This is a genomic window from Candidatus Pelagibacter sp. HIMB1495, from assembly GCF_052047955.1.
Taxonomy (GTDB): domain Bacteria; phylum Pseudomonadota; class Alphaproteobacteria; order Pelagibacterales; family Pelagibacteraceae; genus Pelagibacter.
Genome location: NZ_JBNAIQ010000001.1, coordinates 91,644 through 114,661, shown reverse-complemented (window position 1 = coordinate 114,661; position 23,018 = coordinate 91,644). Strand labels below are relative to the sequence as shown.

Sequence of the window (23,018 nt, the reverse complement as noted above, 5' to 3'; positions counted from 1 at the left end):
ATTTAAACATTCTTTGTATAAGTCCGCAGAATTATGCCAAAATTAAAAACAAAAAGCTCAGCAAAAAAAAGATTTAAAATATCAGCTAAGGGCAAAGTTATATCTGCTCAAGCAGGTAAAAGACACGGTATGATTAAACGAACGAATTCACAAATTAGAAAATTAAGAGGCACTACGACTTTGTCTAAACAAGATGGCAAAATTGTTAAGTCATACATGCCTTACAGTTTAAGAGGGTAATAATGGCAAGAGTTAAAAGAGGCGTAACAAGTAAAGCAAAACATAAAAAAGTTTTGAAAGCCGTAAAAGGTCAATGGGGCAGAAGAAAAAATACTATCAGAGTTGCTAAACAAGCTATGGAGAAATCCATGCAGTATGCTTACAGAGATAGAAGAAATAAAAAAAGAGATTTCAAATCATTATGGATACAAAGAATTAATGCTGGTGTAAGAGCTGAGGGTATGACTTATTCGAAATTCATTAATGGTTTAAGTAAATGTGGTGTTGCAATAGATAGAAAAATTTTAGCTGAAATTGCTTACGATAGTCCAGAAGCATTTAAAACAATTGTACAAAAAGCTCAATCCGCTTTAAATTAATCTCTATTGTTTTTATTTCTTAAGGAAATAATCTACTAATATGTCAGACATAAAAAATATTAGAGATCAATTTTTATCAAAGCTTAAAAATGAACTAAGCTTAGATGAAATCAATTCAATCAAAACAGAGTTATTTGGAAAAAATGGTCAAATTTCATCTTTATTCAAAACTGTAGGATCAATACCAGAGTCTGATAGAAAAACTTTTGCAGCAGACTTGAATAAAATAAAAGATGAACTGCAATCTTTAATTTCAGAAAAGATTAAAGAAATAGAAACAAAAGAAGTTAATCAAAAACTTGAAAAAGAAAAAGTTGATATAACTTTACCTGGGAGACCTTTTGTTAGAGGAAAAATTCATCCTGTATCTCAAACGATAGATGAAATTTCATCTATATTCTCAGAAATAGGTTTTAGTGTTGAAGAAGGACCAGATGTAGAAAATGAATATAATAATTTTACCGCACTAAATACTCCAGATAATCATCCAGCTCGTGATATGCATGATACTTTTTATTTAGACGAAAATAAGGAAGTTTTGTTAAGAACGCATACTTCACCAGTTCAAATTAGAACTATGTTAAAAGACAAACCACCGTTTAAAATTATTGCTCCAGGTAGAACATATAGATCAGATAGTGATCAAACACATGCGCCAATGTTCCATCAGGTCGAGGGCCTTCATATAGATAAAGATATTAACATGGGTCATTTAAAGGGATGTTTAAATTATTTTATTAAAGAGTTCTTTGAAGTGGAAAAAATCAAAATGAGATTTAGACCAAGTCATTTCCCTTTTACAGAACCATCTGCAGAAGTAGATATTGGTTACGAAATTAAAGATGGTAAAATTGTTATAGGAGAAGGGGATCAGTGGCTTGAAATTTTAGGATGTGGAATGGTTCATCCAAATGTATTAAAAAATGTTAAAGTTGATCCTGCTAAATACCAAGGATATGCATTTGGCATAGGTATAGACAGGTTGGCTATGCTAAAATATGGTATTAATGATTTAAGAGCTTTTTTTGACTGTGATTATAGATGGTTAAATCATTTTGGATTTGATCCTCTTGACGTTCCTACAAATTATAGAGGTCTAAGTCGATGAAGATAACATTTGATTGGTTAAAAGATCATTTATCTGTAAATGCCAAGGAAGAGAAGTTACTTGAGAAATTAACTGATATTGGACTTGAAGTTGAAAGTGTTGAAAATTTATCTGAAGGTTTAGATTTATTCAAAGTAGCAAAAATTTTAAAAACTGAAAAACATCCTAATGCAGACCGTTTAAAAGTTTGCGATGTTGATGTAGGTGAAAAAGAGATTAAAAAGGTCGTATGTGGTGCACCAAATGCTAGAGAAGGTTTAATTACTGTTTATGCTCCTCCTGGTGCGGTTATTCCAAAAAATAAAACTAAATTAGTTATAGCAAAAATTAGAGATGTTACATCTTATGGTATGCTTTGTTCTGAATCAGAACTCAATTTGTCTGAAGAAAGTGATGGAATTACTGAGCTTTCGTCTTCAAAATACAACAATAGTATTGGAAAAAGTTTTTTTACTCAATCTAGTTCTAATTTGATTGATTTATCAATCACACCCAACAGACCGGACTGTCTTGGTGTTAGAGGGATAGCTAGAGATTTAGCAGCTTCAGGCTTTGGTAAATTAAAACAGATTAAAGAACAAAAAATAAAATCGAAAAAACCTCAAACAATTAAAGTAAAAATTAAAAACGAAAAAAACCAAGGATGTTTTTCTTTTGGAAGCTGTTTGGTAACAAATGTAAAAAATACTGAAAGTCCAAAGTGGTTAAAGGATAAATTAATTTCTATAGGTCAAAAACCTATCTCAGCAATTGTTGATATTACAAATTATGTAATGATTGATATTAATCGTCCATTACACGCATATGATGCTGATAAAATTGAAAAAGGTATAATTGTTAGAAACTCAAAATCTGGTGAAGAGTTCACAGCTTTAGATAACAAAACCTATAAACTTGAAGATGATATGTGTGTAATTAGTGATGATAAAGGTGTGTTAGGACTTGGTGGTATCATCGGAGGCACAAGATCTGGAACAGAAATGGATACACAAAATGTTTTAATCGAGTCAGCTTATTTTGATCCAAGATCGATTAGAAGAACAGCAAAAAGATTAAATATTGATACAGATGCAAAATTTAGATTTGAAAGAGGAATAGATCAATTATCAATTGAAGAAGGTTTAAATAAGGCAGCTTTTTTAATTAAAGAAATTTGTGGAGGTGAAATTAGTAGGCTAGATATTCAAAAAATCAGTACATTTAAAAATCAAATAATTAAATTTGATCCAAATTCATTTGAAAAAGTTACAGGTTTTAAAATTTTAACAAAAGATATGTTAAAAATTTTAGATAACTTAGGTTTTACATGTAAAAAAGATAAAAAAGTTTTCAAACTAATTATTCCATCGTGGAGACCAGATATTACTCAGGAAATAGATGTTGTTGAGGAATTGGTAAGAATAGTTGGTTATGATAAAATAAATATAGAAAAACCTATCAAAGAGAGAAAAAAATCTACATTAACACAAACTCAAAAATTGTTTCATTTCCTTCAAAGATCTGTTGCTTCAAAAGGTTATTTGGAGGCAATTACTTGGTCTTTCACAGATGCAAAATATAATGATCATTTCAAAGGACAAAATGATGAATTAAAAATTGTGAACCCTATAAGTTCAGAATTAGGAGTTTTAAGAAATTCAATATTTTCAAATTTAATTATGTATATGAGCAAAAATATAGATAGAGGATTTAAAGATTTATCTATTTTTGAAATAGGACCAACATTTTTTGGAAAACAACCTGGTGAACAAAATATAGTAGTCTGTGGTTTATCTGCTGGAAAAAAATCTCGTCTTTCTTGGTTAGAAAAAGAGAGAAATATCGATGTTTTTGATATTAAAAAAGATGTAGTTCAAACTTTAGTTGAAGCAGGTTACGATGCAGAAAAATTTTTTATAGATGATGAAACACCTGATTATTATCATCCAGGTAAATCAGGAAGGTTATTTTTGAATAGAGGTAAAGAAAGTGTAGCTGCATACTTTGGTGAAATTCATCCAAATATCATTAAGCAAATAGATTTGAAAACTGAGTCTTTAGTAGGTTTTGAAATATTTCTTGATAATTTAAAATTACCAAAAAAATCATTAAAAGATCAAAAAACAAAATATTCTGTTTCAGATTATCAAAAGTCAGAAAGGGATTTTGCTTTTATACTTGATAAGAAAATTAAAGTTCAAGATTTGGTAAATGTTGTATCAAATGTTGATAAAAATTTGATTTCTAACATTAAAGTCTTTGATGTTTATGAGGGCGATAATATTCCTGAAAACCAAAAATCAATTGCGATCAGTGTTACAATTCAATCCCAAGAAAAAACTCTTAAAGAAGTGGATTTAGATCAAATTAATAAGTCAATTATAGAAACAGTCGAAAATAAAATTGGCGCTAAAATTCGATCCTAAAGCCAATGAGTTCAATTGATAATATAAGAAATTTTGCAATCATTGCACACATTGATCATGGAAAATCTACTATTGCAGATAGAATAATTCATAGTTGTGGTGGCCTGACCGAAAGAGAGATGAAAGCTCAAGTTTTAGACTCAATGGATATTGAACGAGAGAGAGGCATTACAATTAAAGCTCAAACAGTAAAGCTAAATTATAAAGCTAAAGACGGAAAAGAATATATTTTAAATATTATAGACACACCAGGCCATGTAGACTTTAGCTATGAGGTAAGTAGATCATTATATGCGTGTGAAGGTTCAATTTTGATTGTTGATAGCACACAAGGAGTTGAGGCTCAAACTTTGGCAAACGTTTATCAAGCTTTAGATACAAATCACGAAATTGTCCCAGTATTAAATAAAGTAGATTTACCCGCTTCTGATTTAGAAAGAACAAAAAAGCAAATCGAGGAAGTTATTGGAATAGACACTGAAAATGCTATTCCATGTTCTGGAAAAACTGGAGAAGGAATAGGAGATATTTTAGAACAAATTATAACAACTTTACCAGCACCAAAAGGAGAAAGTTCATCTGACTTAAAATGTTTACTAGTTGATAGTTGGTACGATACTTATTTAGGTGTTGTAATATTAGTTAGAGTTATAGATGGGAAACTTTCAAAACATATGAAGATCAAAATGATGTCTACAAATCAAGAATATATTGTAGAAAAAGTTGGTGTTTTTACACCAAAACCAGTTGATATCACTGAATTAAAAACAGGAGAAATAGGATTTATCACAACTGGTATAAAAGTATTATCAGAGACAAAAGTTGGAGATACAATTTGTGATGCAACAAAACCATTAAAAGAAGCTTTGCCAGGTTTTAAACCAAGTAAGCCAGTGGTATTTTGTGGATTATTTCCTGTAGATAGTTCAGAGTTTCAAAAATTAAAAGATGGCTTGGCAAAGTTACAATTAAATGATGCAAGCTTTTCTTTTGAACCAGAGTCATCTTCAGCTTTAGGTTTAGGATTTAGGTGTGGGTTTTTAGGTTTACTTCATCTAGAAATAGTAACAGAACGACTTGAAAGAGAATTCGATGTCAATTTATTAACAACAACTCCTGGAGTAGTTTATAAAGTTCACTTAAACAACGGGGATAATATGGATTTACAAAATCCATCAAGTTTACCAGATCCTACATTAATAAAATATATCGAAGAACCTTGGATTAAGGCAACGATTATTACTCCAGATCAGTACTTAGGTTCAATAATTAAAATGTGTCAGGACAAAAGAGGAGTACAAACCAATCTAAGTTATTCTGGAAGTAGAGCAGTAGTAAATTATGAACTTCCCTTAAACGAAGTTGTGTTTGATTTCAACGATAGACTTAAGTCAATGACAAGTGGATATGCCAGTTTTGATTATGAAATAATTGAACATAGAGAAGGCGATCTAGTAAAACTTGGTATTTTAGTGAATGGTGAACCCGTTGATGCTTTAGCTATGATGATACACAAAGATTTTGCACAAAAAACAGGGAGAGAAGTTTGTGAAAAACTAAAAGACTTAATCCCAAGACATAATTTTATGATTCCTGTTCAAGCTGCAATTGGTGGAAAAATTATTGCTAGAGAAACTATCAAAGGTTTTAAAAAAGATGTTTTAACAAAAATTCATGGTGGTGGAGCTACAGATAGAAAAAGAAAATTATTAGAAAAACAAAAAAAGGGTAAGGCTAGATCAAAACAATTTGGAAGAGTGGAAATACCTCAAGAGGCTTTTATTGGGGTTTTAAAAATAAGTAAAGAAAAATGAGTGTAAAACTATTACTTGTTATTTCAATTTTTATAAATTTAATTTTAATTTTTTTTTTAAATAAAAAAAAAATTAAAAAATTATTTCACGACGATATAATAAAAAATATTGAACTTACAGATATACATTCTTCATTTAAGTTAGAAAAAATATCAGAAAATTTATTTGGGCCAAATAAAAATGCTATTATAAAAAGTTTTAGTATTAGTACAGGTAACAATATTGTAGGAATGACATCTGACTATGAAGCCTGGATTATTTCGACATTAAGTAAATCAAGTAAAAATATTTTTGAATTTGGAACATGTAGTGGAAAAACAACTTATTTAATGGCATTAAATTCTTCATCTGATGCTAAGATTAATTCAATTACAATTGGACCAAATGAATTAGAGGAATTAGAGAAAAACAAAAATGATAATAGAGTTTCACACAGGAATGTAATAAATGAAAGTATATATGAAAGTTTTTTATTTTCAGGAACTGATGTAGAAAATAAAATTAACGTAATATTTCAAAATTCTTTAAAATTTGACCACACACAATATAAAGGTAAAATGGACTTAATTTTTATCGACGGAGGTCATACATATTCGATAGTCAAGAATGATACTCAAAAATCTTTTGAAATGTTAAAAAAAAATGGAATAATTCTTTGGCACGATTACGTCCCTGGAAAAACATCATCTAAGGATATAGTAAAATATCTAAATGAAATCTCAAAAAATAAAAAAATTTATAAAATCAAAAATACATCATTTTGCTTTTTTAAGAATGATTGATGGAGAGGTGGCCGAGTGGTTGAAGGCGCACGCTTGGAAAGCGTGTAAAGGAGCAATTCTTTCATGGGTTCGAATCCCATTCTCTCCGCCATTAAATTAGCTAAGTATTTCAACAATAATTTAAGGTTTTAGTCTTCATATTATTGAGATATTTCAGCAATTTTCTTAAAAAATGTTATATTCATTTTTTTCCAAAATTTAAAAAATGACAAATAAAAATACATATCAAGCGGACTCCATAAAGGTTTTAAAAGGTCTTGAAGCAGTTAGAAAAAGACCAGGGATGTATATAGGAGATACGGATGACGGTACCGGTTTACATCATATGGTGTATGAGGTTGTTGACAATTCTATAGATGAGGCATTAGCGGGTCATTGTAAAAATATTAATGTAAAAATTAATTCTGACGGAACAATTACCGTAAATGATGATGGAAGAGGTATCCCTGTTGATATGCATAAAGGGGAAAAAAAATCTGCAGCCGAGGTAATTATGACTCAACTTCATGCTGGTGGTAAGTTTGATCATGACTCATATAAAGTTTCTGGTGGATTACATGGTGTTGGTGTTTCAGTTGTTAATGCATTGTCGGAAAAACTAGAATTAGAAATAAATAGAGATGGAAAAAAACACTTTATAGAATTTAAAAATGGTGAAGCAAAATCCCCTCTTAAAGTAGTTGGAAAATCTAAAAATACAGGAACTCAAATAACATTCTTACCTTCGAAAGATATATTCTCATCAATTAAATTTAGTGCAAATATTTTGATTAAAAGGATGAGAGAGTTAGCGTTCTTAAATAAGGGTATAAAAATAATTTTTACTGACGCTAGTCAAAAAAAAGAAAAGACATCTGAATTTAAATTCGATGGTGGTGTTTTAGAGTTTGTAGACTTTTTAGATGAGAAAAGAGAAAAACTACAAAATAAAAATGGTAATGATTTATTTCGAAAACCAATTTATATTGAAGGCAAAAAGAATAATATTGAAATAGAGTGTTCATTAAAATGGAATGCTGGTTATACAGAAGATATATTTCCATACACAAATAATATTTATCAAAAAGATGGTGGAACACATTTATTAGGTTTTAGAAGTGCTCTTACAAGAGTCGTAAATAAATATGCAAATGAAAATAATTTATTAAAAAAAAATAAATTAGCTATTTCAGGAGATGATATTAAAGAAGGCTTAACGTGTGTTCTTTCAACTAAAATCCCAGATCCTAAGTTTTCTTCACAAACCAAAGATAAGCTAGTTTCGTCTGAGGTAAGAATGATTGTTGAAACTTTGGTAAATGAAAAATTATCAATTTGGTTTGATCAAAATCCATCAATTGCTAAAATAGTTTTAGCTAAAGTAATTCAAGCAGCTATGGCAAGAGATGTTGCAAGAAAAGCTAGGGAAAATGTAAGAAGAAAAGGAGCCCTCGAGTTAAGTGGATTACCAGGAAAATTAGCCGATTGTCAGATAGGAAAACAAGAGGGTACAGAATTGTTTATAGTTGAGGGAGACTCAGCGGGAGGTTCAGCTAAACAAGGAAGAAATAGAGCAAATCAAGCTGTTTTGCCTCTAAGAGGTAAGATTTTAAACACTTATGTTGAGGATATAAATTTAAAAAAAAACGGTAACGGAAATGGTAACGGTTCAGATCTAAGAACTAAGGCTCTTGCAAAAATGATATCCTCAAATGAGATAGTAACATTAATTAATGCACTCGGACTTGATCCTAAATCTCAGGAAATAGATTTAAAAGATTTAAGATACGGTAAAATAATTATAATGACCGATGCTGATGTTGATGGTTCTCACATAAGAGCATTGTTGTTAACTTTTTTTAATAACAAACCATTTAACAAATTAATTGAAAATGGTCATGTTTATTTAGCTCAACCACCATTATTTAAAATCAATAAAGGTTCAAAAGGGATTTATATTAAAGATGAAAAAGAATTAGAGGATTATATCGTAAACAATAACAAGGAATTAAAAAAAATAAAAAGAGGCTCAAAAGAATATTTAAATGCCTTAGATTTAGAAAAATCAAAAATGAACATACAAAGGTTCAAGGGTCTTGGTGAAATGAATCCAGAAGAGTTGTGGAATACAACTTTAGACCCTGAAACTAGAAATTTACTTCAAGTTCAGTACTCTAAAGATCTTAAAAAAGATCAAAGTCTTATTCATACACTAATGGGAAGTGATGTTGCGCTAAGAAAAGATTTTATAGTCTCAAATGCTATTAATGTAAAAAATCTTGATATTTAAAAATGAAGTTTTTTGAAACTTCAAAACACCATTCATTCAAAAAATCTATTTATATTACTTTAAGATGGATTGGAATAATTGGACAATTAATTGCAGTTAATTTTGTATACTTTGTATTAGATTTTAAATTTGACTTTATAATTTCTAATCTAATTATATTTCTTGGCATCATAAGTAATTTTTTCTTAATTTTTATTTATAAAAAAACTCAATTATCCGACAGATCAGCTTTCATTTTTTTAGTTATTGATATTTTGCAATTAGCTATTTTACTTTATTTGTCAGGTGGAATTCTTAATCCATTTGTTATTTTTATAATTATTCCAAGTGTATTTTCATCATCTAATTTAAGTTTTAGAACAAATACTATGCTTGTGTTGTTAACAGCTTTATCAATTATATTTTTAACTTTTTATTCAACAGAATTACCTTCTCCACTTGGGGATCATTTTCATGTAAGCCCTTATTATTATTACTCTATCCCAATTGCTTTGATTATTGCTTTAGTTTTTTTAAATTATTTTGCAATGACATTTGGAACTCAATCTAGGTTAAGAAAAGAAGCTCTTACGAAAATGGAAGAAGTAATGGCCAAAGAACATGAGCTATTGTCTTTAGGCGGTCAAGCAGCAGCTGCTGCTCATTCATTAGGAACACCGCTTTCAACCATAAAAATAATTAGTCAGGAATTACTAAAACAATTTGAGGGTAATAAAGATGTAGAAAAAGATATCAATTTATTATCTAGTCAGGTTGAAAGATGTAATGAAATACTAAAAAAATTAACTTTAAATCCAGACGAAGAGGATGAATTTATTGATAAGGATATTTCAATTAGAGATTATTTAAATGAAATTTTAAATTCATTTAAAGAGATAAGCACAAAGAAATTTGTCTTTAATTTTGATCAGGACTCTAACTCAAAAAAAATAGTTAAATCCATAGAAATTGTATATGGACTAAGAAATTTTATAGGTAATGCTAACAAATTTTCTGATGAAAATATCTTTATAAATTTAAAGAGCGATAGTGCATTTACAGAAATAAGTATTGAGGATGATGGTCCAGGCTATCCAAAAGATATTTTATCAAAAATAGGAGAACCGTATTTAAAATCAAATAATCCTCAAGATAAATCAAAAACAGGACTTGGTTTAGGTTTGTTTATAGGAAAAACATTGTTAGAAAAAAATTTTGCTTCTGTAATATGCAGAAATTCCAAGACAAGATCTGGCGCTGAAGTCATAATTAAATGGAGAAATAAAGATTTATTTAATATTCAATGAAATTTTTTCTTTGTTTCGAACAAAGAGCTAAGTTGAGATATCATTACATCTCCTAACTCATTTACATCAGTAATTTTTATAGCTCTGTCGTAATATCTTGAAACATCATGTCCGATACCAATCGCTAAAATTTCAATATCAGATTTATTCTCAATAAATTTGACCATCTTTTTCAAATGTTTTTCCAAAAAATCTCCTGAATTTACTGAAAGCGTTGAGTCATCAACTGGAGCTCCATCAGAAATTACCATTAAAATTTTTCTTTCTTCTTTTCTTTTTTTAATACGGTTATATGCCCAAGATATAGCTTCTCCATCAATATTTTCTTTTAACAAACCCTCTTTTAACATAAGGCCTAAATTATTTTTTGCTTGTCTCCAATGTGTATCCGCGCCTTTATAAATTATATGTCTTAGATCATTAAGTCTACCAGGTGTTTTTGGTTTTGAATTTTTAGTCCAAAATTCTCTGCTCTGTCCACCTTTCCAGTTTTTTGTAGTAAATCCTAAAATCTCTACTTTGACCGAACATCTTTCGAGTGTCCTTGATAAGATATCTGCACAAATAGCAGCAATAGTTATTGGCCTTCCTCTCATAGACCCAGAATTATCAATAAGCAAAGTTACAACTGTATCTTTAAAATCTAGATCCTTTTCTTTTTTAAATGACAAAGAATTATATGGATCCATAATTATTCTTGGCAATTTTGAACTATCAAGTAAACCTTCTTCTAAATCAAATTCCCAAGCTCTATTTTGTTTTGCTAGTAATTGTCTTTGAAGTTTATTAGCTAACTTAGTAATTACATCTTGGAAACCAATTAACTGTTGATCTAAATTTTTTCTAAGTTTAGTAGCCTCATCTGCATTTTCTAGATTTTCAGCTTTAACAACTTCATCATATTGTGTAGTAAATATTTTGTAATCAAGATTTACATTATCAATTTTTTTTTGAATTACCTGCTCAGAGTTTTGTTCATCAGTCTCAACATCAGATAACTGCTCATCCAAATTAAATTCGTCTATACTATAATCAGCATCAACCGATGCTTCTGTTTGCTGTTCATCATTTTCATCTTTGTTATCTTCATTATCTTTATTTTGATCATCATTTGAGGGATTGTCTTTACCTTGATCTTGATTTTCTTCCTCTTCTTGGTCTTCCTCATCGCTTTGAAAAATATCCATTTCTTCTAGTATTTCTGAAAATTTGGAACTGTATGTATTTTGATTTTCTAAATTATTTAACAAAAACTCTTTATGTTTCTTAATTGATTGTTCAAAATCTTTTTCCCAGAAATTAAGCATTCTAGATGTTAGAGGATTTAGATCTATATTATGAAAATTTTTAAGCATATAAAGCTCAAATGCTTCAGCAACAGGAACGTCTTCTTTCGTTTTAAGCTGATCTTTTTTTTTACGATTAATTATTTGGGAATAGTTTTCAGAAAAATTTTTTTGAATTCCTTTTAACATTTTACCCCCCAGGGCTTCATATCTAATCTTTTCAGCTATATTATATAAAGATCTAGAGGACGTGTTTGAAGGCAAATTTTTTCTATAAATTTTTTCATTAGAAAATCTTTTTTTAAGTGCAGAAGAGTCTGTTTCAGCTCTTAATTTTATAAAATCACTTGGACTAGTTAGATCATTTATTTCAAAAGACGAAATATCTTTAGTCTTTTTATCTTCAGAGGATTTATTATTTATATCAATATCGTCTGCAATAACTTTTGCTGTTGAAGATAAAGCAATTCTAAATTTTTCTTTTAAATTTGTTTCTTTATTGCTCATTTAAATTTGAATATTGATCAAAGATTCAGGCAATTCTTCACCAAAACATCTTTGATAATATTCTGCGATTGTATTTTTCTCAATATCATCGCACTTATTTAAAAAGGTTACTCTAAATGCATATCCAGTATCCTTAAAAATCTCAGAATTTTCAGCCCAATGAAGAACTGTTCTTGGGCTCATTACAGTAGATATATCTCCAGCAATAAAACCTTTTCTGGTTAAAGATGCTACTTTAATCATATTAGCTACTTTTTCTTTTCCCTTAGCATTATTTAAATTTTTATTCTTTGCTAAAACTATATCCATTTCTCTATCTAGGCTTAGATAGTTTAATGTTGTTACAATATTCCACCTATCCATTTGACCTTGATTAATCTGCTGTGTCCCGTGATAAAGTCCAGTAGTATCACCAAGCCCAACGGTATTAGATGTAGCAAATAACCTGAAATACTTATTTTGACTAATTACTTTGTTTTTATCTAGTAGTGTGAAATTTCCTTCAGCCTCCAACACTCTTTGAATAACGAACATAACATCGGGTCTTCCAGCGTCATACTCATCAAATACTAAAGCAACTGGATTTTGAATTGACCATGGAAGAATACCCTCATTAAACTGTGTTACTTGTTTTCCATCTTTAAGGACAATTGCATCCTTACCTATTAAATCTATTCTACTTACGTGACTGTCTAAATTTACACGAATACAAGGCCAGTTTAATCTAGCAGCTATTTGCTCTATGTGTGTTGATTTTCCAGTACCATGATATCCTTGTACCAATACTCTTTTATTGAATGCAAACCCTGAAATGATTGCAAGAGTAGTATCTCTATCAAATTTATAATTTTTATCTATTTCAGGCACATATTCACTTCTTTTTGAAAAGGCATCCACTTCCATTTCGGAATCTATTCCGAAAGATTGTTTTAAAGAAACTTTTATGTCAGGTTGGATGTTAAGATTTGGAGTCAATTTTTTCCCTATAAGTGTTTTTTAGCTGTGTGTAAGCTAAAGTTATCAGTTTTAATTTTTCTTCGTATTTTTTATTTCCAGCATTCATATCAGGGTGAAATTTTTTAACAAGCACTTTGAATTTTTCTTGTATTTTTTGCCATTTTAAACCCACAGATATTCCCAATATTCCAAATGCTTTAATATCTTTATGATCGAATTTAAATTGACGCATATGATTATAGTCTCCATTGAATTTATCTTTATCAAATTCATCTTTTAATGTTGTGTTCCATAGGACTTTAAAAAAATTATCTGAAGAACTAAAATTTTGAGTAGGTTTGTGCCAAGTCATATCTGACTTTAAAAAATTGATTACTTGATTATCACTCATCCCAGAAAAATAATTCCAGTTTTTGTTAAATTCTTTAACATGTTCTAGACAAAGCATTCTATATTTCCTGCTATTATCCTTCTCAATTGGTGCTCTGTATTCACCAATTTCATTACAATTATTCCAGTCACAAATATTTTTCATGATATAATATTTACTATATGGATATAAATGAATTAATTGCAATTATAAAAAAAAAATTATCAGATCAAATAAATATTCAAAGTATAGATATAGAAGATAAATCTTTTCTTCATAAAAATCACAAAGGTAATCAGGAAGGCAAATATCATTTAAAATTAAGTATAGTTTCTGATGAGTTAAAAAATATGAACAGAATTGAAAGCAATAAAAAAATTTATAAAGTATTAGATAAAGAGTTGAAAGAAACTATTCACTCAATTCAAATTCAATTATCTTAAGTAATCATTAAAAAATTTTTTCAGTCTTTGTTTTGGATATTCAATATTAATTTGTGGAGATCCAATTTTTTTTAAAAGTACTAAATTAATTTTTTGAGATTTATTTTTTTTATCCTTTGTCATGAAAAATAATATTTTATTTATATCTTTTTTTTTAAAAAATTTATTAACAGATATTGATAGATTTAGATTATTGATATGATTTAATATTAGGTTGTAATCACTTTTTTTAAGTATTTTTAAATTTAAACTAAAACTTAGTGCCGTCCTTATCCCTAGGATTACTGCTTCACCGTGATTTAATTTCTTATTGTAATTTAAGCTTGCTTCATAAGCGTGGCCAAATGTATGTCCAAAATTTAAAACTTTTCTTAAATTTTTTTCTTTCTCATCTTTTTCAACCACATTCTTTTTAATTTTACAGCTTTCATAAATTGCTTTTTCAATAAATGGAGAACTCAGTTTAGTAATTTTATTCACATTCTTATTTAAAAATTTAAAGAAATTTTTATCTCTTATCAGAGAATGTTTTAAAATTTCACCATATCCACAAATAATCTCTCTTTTTGGCAACGATTTAAGAAAATCAACATCTGATATAACCAAGTTTGGTTGATAAAAACTACCAATTAGGTTTTTTCCGTAATGTGAATTTATGCCAGTTTTGCCACCAATCGAAGAGTCAACTTGGGATAAAAGTGTTGTTGGTACATTTATAAATTTCATACCTCTTTTAAAGATACTAGATGCAAAACCACTTACATCACCTGTAATACCCCCACCTATTGATATTAAACAGTCATCTCTAGAAAAGTTTTTATTTAATAAAATTTCTAGGATCTTATTAATAATATTAAAGTTTTTATTGGCCTCACTGGCATTAAAAAAACATATATGTATTTTCTTTTTATTGAATGAATTTTTTATTTTAGTGATAAATTTTTTTGGTACATTTTTATCAACTACAAGAAGGCATTGATTGAATGTTAAGGAATTATTCTTAATTATTTTTGACAGGTTAGTAATTAAATTTGATCCAATTATTATTGGATATTTTTGTGTTTTTGTTTCAATTTTTAATTTAATTGGTTTCATAAATTTCTTTAATTTTGCTTACTATTTCATTTTTTGTAAGATTATCACATTTGATTTCATATAAGGCTTTAGAATAAATGTTAGTTCGTTTTTTAATTAAATCAATTAAATCATTATCTGTAGCATTAATTGTTAGAGGTCTTTTTTTGCTATTTTTAATTCTTTCAACTAAAATTTTTTCATTCCAATTTAACCAAAATGAATAATGATTTTTTAAAACTTCATTTCTAATATTTTTATTTGCAAAAGCACCTCCCCCAAGAGAGACAACTGTAGAACTAAGTTTTAATTTTTTAAGTGTAGTTTTTTCCTCAATTTTTCTAAAATATTCTTCTCCTTTTGTTTCGAATATTTTTCGAATTGTCGTATTTAAATTTTTCTCTATTTCTTTATCTACATCTACAAAATTTAATTTAAATTTTTTTGCTACTAAAGAGCCAATAGAACTCTTACCAGATCCCATCATACCTAGAAAAACCAGATTTTTTTTTGATTTCATAAGTTTAAATATTGAAAAAACACAAATATGTCTTAATTTGAAATTATCTAAAGTTATATGCAATTCAACAAAAATACAAGTTCAGGTAAAAAAAGTATAATCGGACTAGTTGTTAAATCTATTTTTGGACTAGTAATTGTTCTTGGCGTTGTTTTAATTCTCAATTCAATTGATTTTCCTGCTCCTAAAAAGGAAATTGAAAAAATTATTCCAAATGAAAATTTTAAAATTGTTAAATAAAAAATTCTTTTTTATTTTTTTAAGCTATCTAATTATTTTAAATCCTATTCACGCAGAAGATAATCCAATTGATATATGGAATCTTGAAAAAAAAGAAAATGAAACTGTTGAGGAAGCAGTTATTACCGAAGGTGAAAATAATAATGATCAAATAAGTGTTTTTGATATGCAGTCAGATAAAAATACTGGCTCGATAGAATTAGATGAAAATTTAATATCAAAAGAAGTCAAAATAGTAGGATTATACGATCCTGCAGAACACGGTTTGACTATTGATATGTGGACGAATTCTGATGGTCAAAAGTTAAAAAATTTATTTAACAGTTTAGAGAAAATTAATCTTTCTAATGATGCATTAGAAATTATGGAAGTCTCATTATTAACCAACGCTCATTATCCTAATCAAAATATTACTGAAAATGAATTTTTAAAATTTAAATCTGATTGGTTAATTAAAAATTCTAATTTAGAACTCATTGAAGAATTTTTGGTTAATAATCAAATTGTAAATTCTCATCCCAAACTAACCAGACATTTATTAGATAACTATTTATCAGATAAAAATATAAAGAAGACTTGTGAATTTTTTACAAAAATTAAAGAACCAGTTGAAGATGAATATTTATCTAAATTAAATTTATATTGTTTAGTAAATTATGGAAAAAACGAAGAAGCCCAATTAATTCTAGATCTTAAAAAAGAGTTAGGTTTTCAAGATGAGTATTTTGAAAATAAAATGAATTACCTGTTTGGTTATATTGAAGAAGCATCCAAAGAAGTCTCTGAAAGTTCAGTATTTGAGTTTCATTTAGCTCATAGAACAAATCCAGAATTTTCATTTGAACCCAATGAAAATACGCCTAAATTAATTTGGAAATATCTATCAAATTCAAATTTACTACCAGATCTAAGTAATGTTGACATAAATGATCAAGATAAAATCTTAATTATTGAGAAAGCTGCAAATTATAAAATTTTCTCGGAAAAAGACTTATTTGAATATTATAAAAAATTTCAATTTAATATTGATCAATTGTTAGATGCAACTGATACTTACAAGTTGCTGTCTCCGTTAGAAGCTAGAGCATTAATTTATCAAAGAGCACTTTTAACGAGTGAACCAGAATTGAAATTGAAATTTTTACAGTTGCTGAAGCAGTTATTTGAGGATAACAAAATTGGTTTAGCTTTTGATAAAGAGCTCAATAACTTTTTGAAGGAAATTGAAGTAAATAATGTTCCTTCAGATTATTTAAGTTTTTATAATAACTATTCAAAAAATCAGAATTCAGAGTTCAAAAAAATTCAATACAACAATAATATTTTACATCAATCTAAGTGGGTAAATTATTTTAGAGGAGATTATTCAAAATCTGAAATACAAGAAGATTTAAAAAAATTTCTTGATAGAATAATTTTTAGTAATGAAACTTTGTCCATTAAAGATATAATTTTTATAGAAAGTCTGAAATCAGACGGAGTAGAAATACCAATAGAGTATGAAAGTTTGTATTCACAAAAACCTTTTGAATTAGACGAAAATTTAGCTGAGTTGATAGAAGCAAATGAAGTTGGAACAGTTTTATTATCTTTAATTGAGATAATAGGTAATGACAAAATAGAAAATATTGATGAAAAAAGACTTTATTTTATTTCGAATACCTTAAATCAAATAAATGCTGATTTAATTAGAAATAAGCTATTGCTAAAAGTTCTTCCTTTAAAAGTATAAAAATTATAATAACATACAAATTTTATGGCGATAAGAACGATTATTACAGAACCAAACAAATTACTTCGACAAGTATCAAAACCTGTAGAAGCCGTTGGAAGTGAAGAGCAAAAATTAATGAAGGATATGCTCGATACAATGTATGATGCTAATGGTATTGGTCTTGCAGCAATTCAGATTGGTATACCAAAAAGAATTATAGTGATGGATATAAGCAAGGATGAAAACAAAAAAGAGCCTAGATACTTTGTAAATCCAGTAATAAAGAACAAAGATCCACTAAAGGCAACTTATGAAGAAGGGTGTTTATCTGTGCCAAATCAATTTGCTGAAATTGATCGACCAAGCAAATGTGAAGTAGAATATTTAGATTACAATGGAAAGAAACAGTTTCTAAAGGCAGATGGATTACTTGCAACATGCATACAGCATGAAATGGATCATTTGGAAGGGATATTATTCATCGATTATCTCTCAAAACTAAAAAAATCAATGATCATAAAGAAACTTTCAAAATTAAAATCAAATACAGCTGAAGTTTAAAAAATGTCAAAAAAGTTAGTTTTTATGGGTACGCCCATGTTTGCTGTACCAATTTTAAAATCTTTATATCAAAATGGATATAATATTTCTTGTGTGTATACACAGCCACCTCAAAAATCAAAAAGAGGACAAAAAATTAATAAGTCTCCAATACAAGGTATTTCTGAAACTTTAAATTTAGAATATAGAACACCGCCAATTTTAAATAATGAAGAGGAGTATAATTTTTTAAACTCTTTAAATGCTGACTTAGCAATAGTTGTTGCTTACGGACAAATCATACCAAAAAAATTTCTAAGCTTAATTAAAACAGGTTTTATAAATATACATGCATCTTTACTGCCCAAATGGAGAGGTGCCGCACCAATTCAAAGATCAATTATGAATTTAGATCAAGAAACTGGAATAAGTATAATGAGAATTGCTGAAAAATTAGATACAGGACCAGTTTGCAATAATTATAAAATTCAACTTAATGAAAATTTGAATGCATTAGAAATTAGTGAAAAGCTTTCTAACTTAGCAGCAGAAAAAATTTTAGATAATGTAGATGATATTTTAGAGTATAAAGCAAATTTTATTGAGCAAGATCATTCGAATGCAACCTATGCAAATAAAATTCAAAAAACTGAAGGTCAAATTAACTGGGATGAAAATGCTGAAAAAATTATTGGTAAGATAAACGGTTTATATCCATCACCAGGAGCATTTTTTATGTTTAATGGAGAAAGATATAAAATTCTAAAAGCTCAAGTTGGAAGAGCTCAAGGAAGTCCAGGGTCAGTATTGAGTGATAATCTTGAAATTGCTTGTGGCAATAATCAATCGATAATTATTAAGGAAATTCAGAGGCAAGGGAAAAGACCTCAAAATATTGGTGAATTTATTCAAGGTTCGCAGATAAAAAAAGGTTCAAAGATATAAATGTTTAGATATCAGCTTTTGATAGAATATTTAGGCACAAATTACAAAGGTTGGCAAATTCAAAAAAAAAATAAAACCATTCAAGGAGTACTTCAAGACAAAATTAGAAAGTTATTAAATGAAAACATTTCTATAGTTGGATCGGGTAGAACAGATGCTGGAGTTCATGCTATTGAGCAGTCTGCGCATTTTGATTTAAAAAATAAATTATTGAACTTAGATAAATTTATTAACTCAATTAATCACTTTTTAAAAAATGAAAATATTGCAATCCTTAAAATAAGAAAAAGAACCAGTAACTTTCACTCAAGATTTTCTGCAAAAAAGAGAGTTTATAAATATGTCATTTTAAATAGAACAAGTTCACCTGTGATTGAAAAAAACCAAGTCTGGCATGTAAGAAAAAAATTAGATTTAGATTTGATGAAATTAGGGGCAAAAAAATTAGTTGGCATGAAAGATTTCTCAACATTTAGGGCCTCAAGTTGTAATGCTAAGAGTCCAATTAGAACCATGGATTTTGTAAAATTAAAATCTTTAAATGATAAAATAGAAATTCAGTTTAAATCTCAATCTTTTCTTCAACAGCAAGTACGATCTATGGTTGGTTGTTTAAAATATTTAGGTGAAAAGAAATGGGATTTAAAAAAATTTGACAAAGCTCTAAAGTCTAAAAAAAGGTCACTGTGCGCTCCTCCAGCACCGCCTACAGGATTGTTTTTATCTAGAGTTTTTTATTAGATTTTTTTTATTACTCATGGCAAATTTTTTATTTATTCGCCATCTAGATTCAGCTCTTACAATGTATCCACAACAATTTTTTGACTTACACTTACAGGGAAATTGTTTGTAATTTTCATCATAACCAAAACCATAATCGCAGGTAAATTCTTCACCTTTTTTGATATCTCTAATTGCTTTAACCCAAATTTTTAGACCCTTACCATCATAATCACAATTATTGTCACAAGAATGATTAATTAAGCCTGCAGTATTCCATGAAAAATCTCCATCAAGGTCATATCTTTTGTTGATAGTAAATAAATAGATTGGTTTACTATTGTCATATTTATCAGATTCTTCAGTTTGTTTTTTTGTAATTAGTTTACCAACGTAATCGATTATCTTTGTACCTTCTTTGATATCTTTAGTAGCATAAAGTCCTCTACCTTTTTTATCGATATCAGATTTTTTAATTTTATATAATTTCATTGAGTTTTATTTAGTTTTTTATTGGGAATTATCAATTAAATTCTATTAAAGCATCAACATGTCTTTGAGTACTATCTTGTAGTGCTTTTAAGTCATATCCACCTTCTAGTATAGATACTACATTACCTCCACAAAATGATTTTGAAATTTCTAAAGTTCTTTTTGTAATTGTATAATAATCTTCAGCATTAAGTTTTAATTGTGCCAAAGGATCATCAATATGAGCATCAAAACCTGCAGAAAACAATACAAATTCTGGTTTAAATTCTTTTAATTTTTTTAATACTAGTTCATATGCATTTAAATATTCTCTAGCACTTGTTCCAGCTTCAAGTGGAATATTTAAAATATTATTAAATTTTCCAATCTCTTTTTCCGAACCTGAACCTGGATAATATGGAAATTGATGAGTGGAAATATATAAAACTTTTTCATTGTTGAAAAAAATATCTTGTGTCCCATTTCCATGATGGACATCAAAATCAATTATAGCTATTTTTTTATAACCGTATTTTTCAATTAAATAATTAGCTCCAACTGCAACATTGTTATAAATACAAAAACCCATTGCTTTCTCTTTTTCTGCGTGATGACCTGGGGGTCTTACTGCACAAAATGCATTTTTGAATTCTTTTTTTTCAACACCATCAATCGCTGCTATAATTGATCCAACAGCATCTTTTGTTGCTTCTTTACTACCAGGAGAGATAACTGTATCTCCATCTAAGAAATTAAATCCATTTTGAGGGTACGATTGATCGACAAGATCAATATACTTAGAAGAGTGAGTTTTTATTAATATTGATTTTTCAAATTTTGAAGGTTTTTTCCAAATTAAATTTTTGTTATCTAATCTTTTAAAGTTATCAATAACAGCTCTAACTCTATCTATTTTTTCAGGATGTCCATCTCCTGTATTGTGATTTTTGTATGTATCAGAAGTAATTAAAGCTGTTTTCACTTAAAATAATTCTTTAAAATATTTGAATAAATTAAAGTTAATTTTTTTAAATCACCTAAAGAAACTGCCTCATCTACTTTATGCATTGTTTTTCCAACCAAACCAAATTCTAAACAGGGAGCAATTTTTCTAATAAATCTTGCATCAGATGTGCCTCCTGTCGTTGAGAGTACAGGCTTAATTTTTGTAATTTTTTTAATTATATCTTGTATCATATATGTAGTTTGATTTGGTTTAGTCAAAAAAGCTTCACCAGATACACTATATTCAATTTTGTAATTTGACTTATTTTTATGACAAACTTTCTTCAATATTTTATTTATTTTTTTCTTAATTGAATTTGATGAATGTTTGTTATTAAACCTAATATTAAAAGTTGCATTAGCCAAACCTGGAATGACGTTATCAGCAGTATTATCAATATTTATTTTTGTAACTTCTAGGTTTGTTGGCTGAAAGTCTTTTGTTCCTTTATCAAATTTAATTTCCTTCAATTCTTTCAATATTTGAACAAGAGTAGTTGATGGATTATTAGCCCTATGAGGATAAGCAACATGACCTTGAACACCTATGACTGAAAGTCTGCCGGTCATACTTCCCCTTCGACCAATTTTAATCATTTCTCCCAATTTATTTGGATTAGTTGGTTCTCCAACTAAACAAAAATTAATTTTCTCTTTTCTTTTTTTTAAGTATTCAACAACTTTTTTTGTACCGTTAATAGCAATTCCTTCTTCATCACCTGTAATTAGTAAGCTTATAGATCCATCAAATTTTTTATTATTTTTAACAAAAATACTGACAGCAGAAACAAAGGCTGCAATAGAGCTTTTCATGTCATTTGCTCCTCTACCAATTAAATGTCCTTTTTTAATTGAGGGTCTAAAAGGATTTACTGTCCAATCTTTTAAGTTTCCAGCAGGTACAACATCTAAGTGACCAGCGTAGCAAAAATTTGGACCTTTGGTCCCAAGTCTTGCATAAAGATTTTTTACTGGTTTAGTGTTTTTTTCCTGAAACTCTAATATTTTAGTTTTGAAACCAAGTTTTCTTAATTTTTTTTCTAAGAATTTCATAACCCCAGCATCTATTGGTGTTATAGACGGGTAACGAATTAGCTCTTTGGCTAATTGTAATTCATTAATGGTTTGCATTTTAATCTCTTAAAAGATCGTTTACTGATGTTTTGGATCTTGTTTTTTCATCTACTTGTTTGATGATTACTGCACAATACAATGAGGGTGCAGCAGGATTGTTTTTGTCTGGTAATGATCCAGGAACAACGACTGAGTATGGAGGTATTTTACCGTGAGTTACTTCACCAGTTTTTCTATTAACGATTTTAGTTGATTGGCCAATATACATACCCATACTTAATACTGAACCTTCACCAACTATTACCCCTTCCACAACTTCTGACATAGCACCTACAAAAACATTATCTTCAATAATAGTCGGAAGTGCTTGTGCTGGTTCTAAAACTCCACCAATACCAGTTCCTGCTGAAATATGACAATTTTTTCCAATCTGACAGCAACTACCTGCACGACTAAATGTATCCATCATTGTTCCTTCATCTATGTAAGCACCAATATTTACATAACTTGGCATTAGAACAACATTTTTAGCAACATATGATCCTTTTCTCATCGCAGTATTTGGTACCATTCTAAAACCTGCTTTTTCAAAATCAGCGTTTGACCATCCGGCTGTTTTTCCTTTTAACAAATGAGCTTTATCTCTCCAAGCTGAGTAGGGACCATCTAAAGTTTCCATTCCATGAATTCTAAAACTTAGCATAATTGCTTTTTTTAGGTGTTGATGAGTTACCCATTCACCATCAATTTTTTCAGCAACTCTAGATTTGCCACTATCTAGATCTTCTATTACTTGATTAATAGTATCTTTTAATTTTTGATCTGAATTTTGATTAACTTGATCTTTGTTTTCCCAAGCTTCATTTATAATGTTTTCTATACTCATAGT

At 28.5% G+C, this 23,018-nt stretch carries 23 protein-coding genes and 1 tRNA gene; 15 read left to right on the top strand and 9 right to left on the bottom strand.

The window, feature by feature from the left end:
- Positions 1 to 33: 33 nt before the first annotated feature.
- From rpmI to ACTTAW_RS00570, 9 genes are all read left to right on the top strand, one after another.
- Entirely contained in the window at positions 34 to 240 is a 207-nt protein-coding gene (gene rpmI, locus ACTTAW_RS00610; protein WP_023854436.1) for a 50S ribosomal protein L35, read from the top strand.
- A gap of 2 nt (positions 241 to 242) precedes the next feature.
- On the top strand, positions 243 to 599 hold the full coding sequence (gene rplT / locus ACTTAW_RS00605; protein ID WP_440633264.1) for a 50S ribosomal protein L20: 357 nt from the start codon (positions 243 to 245) through the stop codon (positions 597 to 599).
- Between the two features lie 40 nt (positions 600 to 639).
- Positions 640 to 1,707: a phenylalanine--tRNA ligase subunit alpha gene (gene pheS / locus ACTTAW_RS00600; protein ID WP_440650647.1), complete on the top strand. Its 1,068-nt coding sequence runs from the start codon at positions 640 to 642 to the stop codon at positions 1,705 to 1,707.
- Complete coding sequence (gene pheT / locus ACTTAW_RS00595) at positions 1,704 to 4,112, top strand: phenylalanine--tRNA ligase subunit beta (protein WP_440650645.1); 2,409 nt, start codon at positions 1,704 to 1,706, stop codon at positions 4,110 to 4,112. Before pheS ends, pheT begins: the two co-directional genes overlap by 4 nt.
- 5 nt (positions 4,113 to 4,117) lie before the next feature.
- A complete protein-coding gene (lepA, locus tag ACTTAW_RS00590) occupies positions 4,118 to 5,926 on the top strand; it encodes a translation elongation factor 4 (protein ID WP_440650644.1) in 1,809 nt (602 codons plus the stop codon).
- The gene (locus ACTTAW_RS00585) at positions 5,923 to 6,708 is read left to right on the top strand and encodes a class I SAM-dependent methyltransferase (RefSeq protein WP_440650643.1); all 786 of its coding nucleotides are present in this window, start codon (positions 5,923 to 5,925) and stop codon (positions 6,706 to 6,708) included. The genes lepA and ACTTAW_RS00585 overlap by 4 nt, the downstream gene beginning before the upstream one ends.
- A 1-nt stretch (position 6,709) precedes the next feature.
- Positions 6,710 to 6,799: transfer RNA gene (locus ACTTAW_RS00580), tRNA-Ser, on the top strand.
- 114 nt (positions 6,800 to 6,913) lie between these two features.
- On the top strand, positions 6,914 to 8,977 hold the full coding sequence (locus tag ACTTAW_RS00575; protein ID WP_440650641.1) for a DNA gyrase subunit B: 2,064 nt from the start codon (positions 6,914 to 6,916) through the stop codon (positions 8,975 to 8,977).
- A gap of 2 nt (positions 8,978 to 8,979) precedes the next feature.
- Complete coding sequence (locus ACTTAW_RS00570; protein ID WP_440650639.1) at positions 8,980 to 10,263, top strand: ActS/PrrB/RegB family redox-sensitive histidine kinase; 1,284 nt, start codon at positions 8,980 to 8,982, stop codon at positions 10,261 to 10,263.
- Here the strand turns inward: ACTTAW_RS00570 and ACTTAW_RS00565 are convergent.
- The 3 genes from ACTTAW_RS00565 to ACTTAW_RS00555 are packed head-to-tail and all read right to left on the bottom strand — an operon-like array spanning position 10,257 to position 13,548.
- On the bottom strand, positions 10,257 to 12,056 hold the full coding sequence (locus tag ACTTAW_RS00565; protein WP_440650637.1) for a cobaltochelatase CobT-related protein: 1,800 nt from the start codon (positions 12,054 to 12,056) through the stop codon (positions 10,257 to 10,259). The genes ACTTAW_RS00570 and ACTTAW_RS00565 overlap by 7 nt on opposite strands.
- A complete protein-coding gene (cobS, locus tag ACTTAW_RS00560) occupies positions 12,057 to 13,031 on the bottom strand; it encodes a cobaltochelatase subunit CobS (RefSeq protein ID WP_440650635.1) in 975 nt (324 codons plus the stop codon).
- Positions 13,015 to 13,548, bottom strand: coding sequence for a J domain-containing protein (locus ACTTAW_RS00555; protein WP_428079254.1), 534 nt, complete (start codon positions 13,546 to 13,548; stop codon positions 13,015 to 13,017). The genes cobS and ACTTAW_RS00555 overlap by 17 nt, the downstream gene beginning before the upstream one ends.
- A gap of 17 nt (positions 13,549 to 13,565) precedes the next feature.
- On the opposite strand from ACTTAW_RS00555, the gene ACTTAW_RS00550 reads away from it, so the two are divergent.
- Complete coding sequence (locus ACTTAW_RS00550) at positions 13,566 to 13,826, top strand: BolA family protein (RefSeq protein WP_440650634.1); 261 nt, start codon at positions 13,566 to 13,568, stop codon at positions 13,824 to 13,826.
- Here the strand turns inward: ACTTAW_RS00550 and aroB are convergent.
- Positions 13,818 to 14,921, bottom strand: coding sequence for a 3-dehydroquinate synthase (gene aroB, locus ACTTAW_RS00545; RefSeq protein WP_440650632.1), 1,104 nt, complete (start codon positions 14,919 to 14,921; stop codon positions 13,818 to 13,820). The genes ACTTAW_RS00550 and aroB overlap by 9 nt on opposite strands.
- On the bottom strand, positions 14,908 to 15,420 hold the full coding sequence (locus tag ACTTAW_RS00540; RefSeq protein WP_440613500.1) for a shikimate kinase: 513 nt from the start codon (positions 15,418 to 15,420) through the stop codon (positions 14,908 to 14,910). The genes aroB and ACTTAW_RS00540 overlap by 14 nt, the downstream gene beginning before the upstream one ends.
- 57 nt (positions 15,421 to 15,477) lie before the next feature.
- On the opposite strand from ACTTAW_RS00540, the gene ACTTAW_RS00535 reads away from it, so the two are divergent.
- Genes ACTTAW_RS00535 through truA form a run of 5 tightly spaced genes read left to right on the top strand, consistent with a single transcriptional unit; the run spans position 15,478 to position 19,600 of the window.
- Positions 15,478 to 15,660, top strand: a complete 183-nt coding sequence (locus tag ACTTAW_RS00535) for a hypothetical protein (RefSeq protein WP_075505937.1) — start codon at positions 15,478 to 15,480, stop codon at positions 15,658 to 15,660.
- Complete coding sequence (locus ACTTAW_RS00530) at positions 15,635 to 17,392, top strand: hypothetical protein (protein WP_440650630.1); 1,758 nt, start codon at positions 15,635 to 15,637, stop codon at positions 17,390 to 17,392. Before ACTTAW_RS00535 ends, ACTTAW_RS00530 begins: the two co-directional genes overlap by 26 nt.
- Positions 17,393 to 17,416: 24 nt before the next feature.
- Positions 17,417 to 17,935, top strand: a complete 519-nt coding sequence (gene def, locus ACTTAW_RS00525) for a peptide deformylase (protein WP_440650628.1) — start codon at positions 17,417 to 17,419, stop codon at positions 17,933 to 17,935.
- 3 nt (positions 17,936 to 17,938) lie between these two features.
- Positions 17,939 to 18,859 (top strand): methionyl-tRNA formyltransferase, encoded by a 921-nt coding sequence (gene fmt, locus ACTTAW_RS00520; RefSeq protein WP_440650627.1) that lies wholly within the window; start codon positions 17,939 to 17,941, stop codon positions 18,857 to 18,859.
- Positions 18,860 to 19,600 carry a tRNA pseudouridine(38-40) synthase TruA gene (gene truA / locus ACTTAW_RS00515; protein ID WP_440650625.1) on the top strand — a complete coding sequence of 247 codons (741 nt, stop codon included), beginning with the start codon at positions 18,860 to 18,862 and terminating at the stop codon, positions 19,598 to 19,600. It begins immediately after the preceding gene.
- Here truA and ACTTAW_RS00510 read toward each other — a convergent pair.
- The 4 genes from ACTTAW_RS00510 to dapD are packed head-to-tail and all read right to left on the bottom strand — an operon-like array spanning position 19,580 to position 23,015.
- A complete protein-coding gene (locus ACTTAW_RS00510) occupies positions 19,580 to 20,071 on the bottom strand; it encodes an SET domain-containing protein (protein WP_440633281.1) in 492 nt (163 codons plus the stop codon). The genes truA and ACTTAW_RS00510 overlap by 21 nt on opposite strands.
- Before the next feature lie 31 nt (positions 20,072 to 20,102).
- Positions 20,103 to 21,032 (bottom strand): histone deacetylase family protein, encoded by a 930-nt coding sequence (locus ACTTAW_RS00505; RefSeq protein ID WP_440650623.1) that lies wholly within the window; start codon positions 21,030 to 21,032, stop codon positions 20,103 to 20,105.
- Positions 21,029 to 22,186, bottom strand: coding sequence for a succinyl-diaminopimelate desuccinylase (gene dapE / locus ACTTAW_RS00500; RefSeq protein ID WP_440650621.1), 1,158 nt, complete (start codon positions 22,184 to 22,186; stop codon positions 21,029 to 21,031). The genes ACTTAW_RS00505 and dapE overlap by 4 nt, the downstream gene beginning before the upstream one ends.
- Before the next feature lies 1 nt (position 22,187).
- Positions 22,188 to 23,015, bottom strand: a complete 828-nt coding sequence (gene dapD / locus ACTTAW_RS00495) for a 2,3,4,5-tetrahydropyridine-2,6-dicarboxylate N-succinyltransferase (RefSeq protein WP_440619350.1) — start codon at positions 23,013 to 23,015, stop codon at positions 22,188 to 22,190.
- Between the last annotated feature and the right edge of the window lie 3 nt (positions 23,016 to 23,018).